The sequence below is a fragment of the Sphingopyxis sp. SCN 67-31 genome (genome assembly GCF_001725095.1).
Genome location: NZ_MEFH01000199.1, coordinates 1 through 5286, shown reverse-complemented (window position 1 = coordinate 5286; position 5286 = coordinate 1). Strand labels below are relative to the sequence as shown.

General features: G+C 68.1%; 7 protein-coding genes. 2 read left to right on the top strand and 5 right to left on the bottom strand.

Annotation, left to right across the window (positions count from 1 at the left end; translation table 11 throughout):
- Window positions 1-995: aspartate kinase (locus ABS88_RS23840; RefSeq protein ID WP_286750794.1), on the bottom strand; the 995-nt coding region annotated here is incomplete at its 3' end.
- Between the two features lie 222 nt (window positions 996-1217).
- Between ABS88_RS23840 and ubiG the strand changes: the two genes are divergently transcribed.
- Window positions 1218-1943 carry a bifunctional 2-polyprenyl-6-hydroxyphenol methylase/3-demethylubiquinol 3-O-methyltransferase UbiG gene (gene ubiG, locus ABS88_RS23835; protein WP_062900878.1) on the top strand — a complete coding sequence of 242 codons (726 nt, stop codon included), beginning with the start codon at window positions 1218-1220 and terminating at the stop codon, window positions 1941-1943.
- Between the two features lie 215 nt (window positions 1944-2158).
- On the top strand, window positions 2159-2671 hold the full coding sequence (locus tag ABS88_RS23830) for a GNAT family N-acetyltransferase (protein WP_286750793.1): 513 nt from the start codon (window positions 2159-2161) through the stop codon (window positions 2669-2671).
- A gap of 27 nt (window positions 2672-2698) precedes the next feature.
- On the opposite strand, the gene ABS88_RS23825 is transcribed toward ABS88_RS23830, so the two are convergent.
- From ABS88_RS23825 to ABS88_RS23810, 4 genes are all read right to left on the bottom strand, one after another.
- Window positions 2699-2998, bottom strand: coding sequence for a hypothetical protein (locus ABS88_RS23825; RefSeq protein WP_286750792.1), 300 nt, complete (start codon window positions 2996-2998; stop codon window positions 2699-2701).
- Window positions 2999-3041: 43 nt separating this feature from the next.
- Complete coding sequence (locus tag ABS88_RS23820) at window positions 3042-3782, bottom strand: esterase/lipase family protein (protein WP_286750791.1); 741 nt, start codon at window positions 3780-3782, stop codon at window positions 3042-3044.
- 14 nt (window positions 3783-3796) lie between these two features.
- Entirely contained in the window at window positions 3797-4969 is a 1173-nt protein-coding gene (locus tag ABS88_RS23815; protein ID WP_286750790.1) for a PQQ-dependent sugar dehydrogenase, read from the bottom strand.
- 79 nt (window positions 4970-5048) lie between these two features.
- Window positions 5049-5286, bottom strand: a 238-nt coding sequence (locus ABS88_RS23810; RefSeq protein WP_286750789.1) for a sigma factor-like helix-turn-helix DNA-binding protein, incomplete at its 5' end; no start/stop codon positions are given.

The window sequence follows — 5286 nt, the reverse complement described above, 5'->3', positions numbered from 1 at the left end:
TCGAGCAGGTCGATCGACCGCAAGAGGTCGGCGGCGGGAACGGTGAAGGTCACGTCGGTCTCGCCCTTGTCGCGGCCGACATTCTGGATGATCATGTCCACGTTGATCCCCGCGGCGGCGAGCGGGCCGAAGATGTTGGCGACGCCGCCCGGACGGTCGGGGACGCGCGTCACGATGATCTTCGCTTCATTCTTGTCGTGGGCGATGCCGGTGATCAGCTGCCGTTCCATCTGATGTTCCTCTATTTCCTCGTCGCTGACGATCATCGTGCCTCTTTTGGGTGCCTCGTCGCCCTCGACGAAGCTGGAAAGCACCTGCACGCGCACGCCCATCTTCATCGCGAGGCCGACCGAGCGCGTCTGGAGCACCTTGGCGCCGACGCTCGCGAGTTCGAGCATTTCTTCATAGGTGACATAGTCGAGCTTGCGCGCGCGCGCGACGATGCGCGGGTCGGTGGTGTAGACGCCGTCGACATCGGTGTAGATGTCACAGCGATCGGCCTCCACCGCCGCGGCGACCGCGACAGCGCTGGTGTCCGATCCGCCGCGCCCCAGGGTCGAGATGCGGCCATCGTCCATCATCCCCTGAAAGCCCGGGATCACCGCGACTTCGCCGCGGCCCATCGCCGCGAGCAGCGCGCCCGTTTCGATGTCGAGGATGCGGGCGCGGGCATGCGCCTCTTCGGTGCGGATCGGGAGCTGCCAGCCGAGCCAGCTGCGCGCGGGAACGCCCATCGCCTGCAGCGTGAGCGCGAGCAGACCCGACGTGATCTGTTCGCCCGCCGCGACCACGACATCATATTCCGCCGGGTCGTAACGCGGGTTCGCCTCGCGGCAGAAATTGACGAGCCGGTCGGTCTCGCCCGCCATCGCCGAGACGACGACGGCCACCTCGTTGCCCTGCGCCACTTCGCGCGCGACCAGTTTCGCGACGGTGCGAATCCGCTCGGTGCCCGCCATCGACGTGCCCCCGAATTTCATCACGATCCGTGCCATCTCGTCCCGCCTTTTCGCAAACTGGTTTCGGCCGCAACTTCCAAGGATTTCCGCGGCGACCGCGCTGTTAGGGAAGGGGGAGCGCGATGGCAAGGCCGACAGATTATACCATCAGGATATTTTTTCTTGTCCGTTCGCAACAGGAGCGCGGGTATCCGCCGAACGATTATTCTATCCCGATAAGTCTTGTGCCGCGCCGGGCGGGGTGCCAAATCGCGCTCTATGAGCGCTACGACAATCAATCCGCACGAAGCCGCCCATTTCGGCGCGCTCGCCGCCGACTGGTGGGATCCGCACGGCTCGTCCGCCATGCTGCACAAGCTCAACCCGGTGCGCCTGTCCTATATTCGCGACCGGATCGACGCGCATTGGCTGACCGACAGCCGCGATCTGAAGCCGCTCGCCGGCAAGCGCGCGCTCGACGTCGGGTGCGGCGCGGGCCTGCTTGCAGAACCGCTCGCGCGGATGGGGGCGGCGGTGACGGGGGTCGATGCCGCACCCGAAAATATCGCCGCGGCGCGCGCGCATGCGGCCGGGCAGGGGCTGGGAATCGACTATCATGCGGGCGAACTGGCGGCACTGCCGCCCGCGACCTTCGACCTCGTCACCTCGATGGAGGTGGTCGAGCATGTGGCCGATCCGGCGGCCTTCATCGCCGAACTTGCCGCGCGCCTGGCGCCCGGCGGACTGATGATCCTGTCGACGCCCAATCGCACCGCCCTGTCGAAGCTGCTGCTCGTCGAGGCGGCCGAGCGGATCGGCGCCGTACCGCGCGGCACGCACGACTGGGACCAGTTTCTGAAGCCCGAAGAATTGACCGCGCTCCTCGCGGCGGCGGGGCTTGAAGTCGTCGATCGCACCGGCCTCGCGCCATCGGCAGCGCGCGGGTTCAAGCTCGGCGGCAGCGAAGCGCTGAACTATCTGCTCGCGGCGCAGCGCGCGGGCTGATCGCGCGCTTGATCGCGGCGCCGGCGCCTGATAGGCACCGCTGCGATGACCAACGACCGATCCCTTCGATTCAAGGCGTATTGGCGCTCCTTTACCTAAGGAGCGGCATGGCATCATTCATCATGACCATGGCCGCCGTGTCGGAAGGCGAATGGTCATCATCATGAAACCGCACCCCCTCTGTCACGGCGCGCCTTTTAGAAGAGACGCTTGCGATGACAGAGACCTTGATCCGCCTGACCACCCCGCGATGCCGTATCGACCGGCTGGTCGCCGATGATGCCGCCGACCTGTGGGCGATCACCGATGCGTCGGTGACGTCGCAGGTCCATTTCCTGCCCGAACCCTTCACCAAGGACGAAGCCGCTGCGCTGATCGCGCGGTCGCGCGGCGACGATGTCTTCCACGCGGTGCGCGACGCGGCGGGACTGGCCGGGGTCATCGGTGTCCACCGCCGCGGCGCGGGCGAATATGAGGTCGGATACTGGTTCGCCGCCCGTGCCCGCGGGAAGGGGCTGGCGCGTGAAGCGGTCGGCGCGACGGTGCGAGAGATTGCTGCGGCGCGACGCGGCGCGACGGTCGTCGCCGAATGCCGGCCGGGCAATGCGCGGTCCGAAGCGCTGCTGCGCGCGGTCGGCTTCGTACCGACGGGCACTGCGGGACGGCGCCCCGGGCGCGCGCTGTTCGTGTGGCGTGCGGCGCCGGGCGAGCGCATCGATGTGTGCTGAGGGCGCCGAAGGCCGGGGCGATCAGGATCAGAGCGCGGCGAGGCGGCGGCGGTCGACCCAGCCGGTAGCACAGGTCGCTCCGCGTGCGGGCACGCAGCTGTTGCGGCGGCTGGCATAGGCGACCCACGCCCATCCGCCCTGTTCGCCGCACACCAGAACGCGCGTTCCCGCGCGCAGCCGGTCGGTCTTGCGTGCGGCCAGGCTGGGCGAGCGATAAACGGCGACGCGGGCGCTCTGCGCGCTGCCCGTGACGACTGCGGGCGGACAGGCGGCGGGCGCGGTGGCTCCCTGCATCGCGAGCGCGAGTGTCGCAAAGATCGTCAGCATCGGTGCATTCCTTTGGCTAGCCCTGTCGCTGGCCTATCGCACATCAGCCTATCTCTTCGGTTAACGCCTTGGCAATTGCGGCGACCGAGGTCGGGGCATAGGCAAAGCCCATATGTGCGCATTCGACCTCGATCTGCCGGTCGCTTTCGTGCGGCAGGCCGCGCGCGCTGTTCACCGCGACGACGCCGTCATGCTTGGACCATAAGGCAAAGGTCGGCATTTCGGGGCGCGGCGCCGGGTGGAAGTCGATGGGGGGATTGTCGACCGGGTGGCGCGCGATCAGATGATAGAGCCGCCAGGCGCGGTTGGCGCGGCGGCTGCCCGAAAAGGGCGAGCCGAGCGTGACGACGCGCGCGACCTTGTGCGGGTGGTGCTTGGCATATTCGCGCGCATAGATGCCGCCGAGGCTCCAGCCGACGAGCGCGGGCGGCTGTCCGGTGCGCGCGATGATCCATTCGACGCGCGCGTCGATGCGGTCAATGATATCGGCGGTTGCGCCGCGATTGAAGCCGAGGCCCCAGGCATAGCAGCGAAAGCCCGCGCGGCGCAGGTCGGCGCGCAGCGCCTTCGTCGACCAGTCGCCCGACAGAAATCCCGGCAGTACCATCACCGGCGGGTGGGCGCTGTCCGGATTGGGTTCGGGCGGCATCGGCCGGACGCGCCCGCCGAGCGCGCGCAGCAGCGACCCCGCCTCGCGCCAGAGCAGCGCCAGCCGCGGCGGGGCGTCGGGATCAGGCACGCGCGCCGGCCACAGGGCACGCCGGGAGAGATAGCTGCGGATCATCGTCGGCGCGACGGTCAGGCCTTCGGGACCAGCTTCAGCAGCTTGCCGTTCTTGCCGTCGGTCAGCAGCCAGACGCTGCCGTCGTCGCGCACCTCGACCTCGCGGATACGGGTGCCGAAGTCCCAGCGATCGGACTTGTGCAGCGTGTCGCCGTCGATCGCCATGCGGATCAGACCTTCGCCCGACAGCGCGCCCATCAGCAGGCTGTTCTTCCAGCCGGGATAGGCGTCGCCGCCGTACCAGACGAGCCCGGCGGGCGACACCGAGGGGTTCCACCACAGCTTCGGCGCGGCAAATTCGGGGCGGGTCGGATGGTCGGGAATGTCGCGGCCGTCATAATGATCGCCGTTCGACACGATCGGATAGCCGTAATTGGCCTTTGCCGCGACCAGATTGACCTCATCGCCGCCCTTCGGTCCCATTTCCTGATTCCACAGCCGCCCGCTGCCGTCGAACGCGAGGCCCAGGATATTGCGATGGCCGAGCGACCAGATTTGCGCGGTCACGCCGCCCTCAGCGGCAAAGGGATTGTCGGCGGGGACGCTGCCGTCGGGGTTCAGGCGCAGGATCTTGCCGAGATTGGCCTTCATGTCCTGCGCCGGATCGAACTTCTGCCGTTCGCCCGAACCGATGAACAAATATCGGCCGTCGGGCGAGAAGGCGAGGCGGTGCGAATAATGGCCGCGGCCGGGCACTTTGGGATCCTGTTTCCAGATCACCTCGAGCCCATCGAGGCGCGGCGCGGCGCCCTGAACCAGCTTCGCCCGGCCGACGACGGCACCCGCGGTGTCGCCCGGGCCGGCTTCGGCCCAGCTCAGGTAAATGGCACCGCTCTGCGCGAAATCGGGGGCGAGGATCACATCGCCGAGGCCGCCCTGTCCGGCGTAGAGAACCGGGGGAACCCCCGCGACGTCGCGCGCGGCGCCGCCTTCTTCCCAGAGTTTGAGTTTGCCCGATTTTTCGGTGACGAGCGCGAGGCGCGTTCCGGGCAGGAAGGTCATCGCCCACGGTTCGTTGAAGGCCGCCGCTTCCTGCACCGTGAAGGGCGCATCGGCGAGCGCGGTCGCGGGCTGCGCACCCGACGTGTCGAGCGCGGCGCTGTCGGTGGCCGCGTTGCTGGGGGTTCCGGTCGAACAGGCGGCGACGGCCAGTGCGGCCGATAGCGCAAGGGCGGGGATTTTCTGCATGAAAAGGCTCGCTTTGCTGGGGAGGTGGGCGGCCAGTCTGGCGCGCCCGCCCGGAAAAGTCGAGAGGATGTGCGGCGCGTTAGCGGTTCGCGGCTTCGCGGCGCGCGGTGATTTCCTCGACGCTGTCCATGATCGCATCCATCGCCTCGCTCGCCGGAACCGCGTCCGAGCGGCGCTGCGAGAATTGGCCTCGATCCATGATTTCTTCGAGCGCGGTGCGCGCGCGCGACACGCGACTTTTCATCGTGCCGAGTGCGCAGTCGCAAATCTGCGCCGCTTCCTCATACGACATGCCGCCCGCGCCGACGAGGATCAGC

What these genes read in the sequence shown, in the direction of transcription:
- ubiG (WP_062900878.1), top strand. Translation starts at nt 1,218, where the DNA reads ATGAGCGCTACGACAATCAATCCGCACGAAGCCGCCCATTTCGGCGCG.
- ABS88_RS23830 (WP_286750793.1), top strand. Translation starts at nt 2,159, where the DNA reads ATGACAGAGACCTTGATCCGCCTGACCACCCCGCGATGCCGTATCGAC.
- ABS88_RS23825 (WP_286750792.1), bottom strand. Translation starts at nt 2,998, where the DNA reads ATGCTGACGATCTTTGCGACACTCGCGCTCGCGATGCAGGGAGCCACC.
- ABS88_RS23820 (WP_286750791.1), bottom strand. Translation starts at nt 3,782, where the DNA reads ATGATCCGCAGCTATCTCTCCCGGCGTGCCCTGTGGCCGGCGCGCGTG.
- ABS88_RS23815 (WP_286750790.1), bottom strand. Translation starts at nt 4,969, where the DNA reads ATGCAGAAAATCCCCGCCCTTGCGCTATCGGCCGCACTGGCCGTCGCC.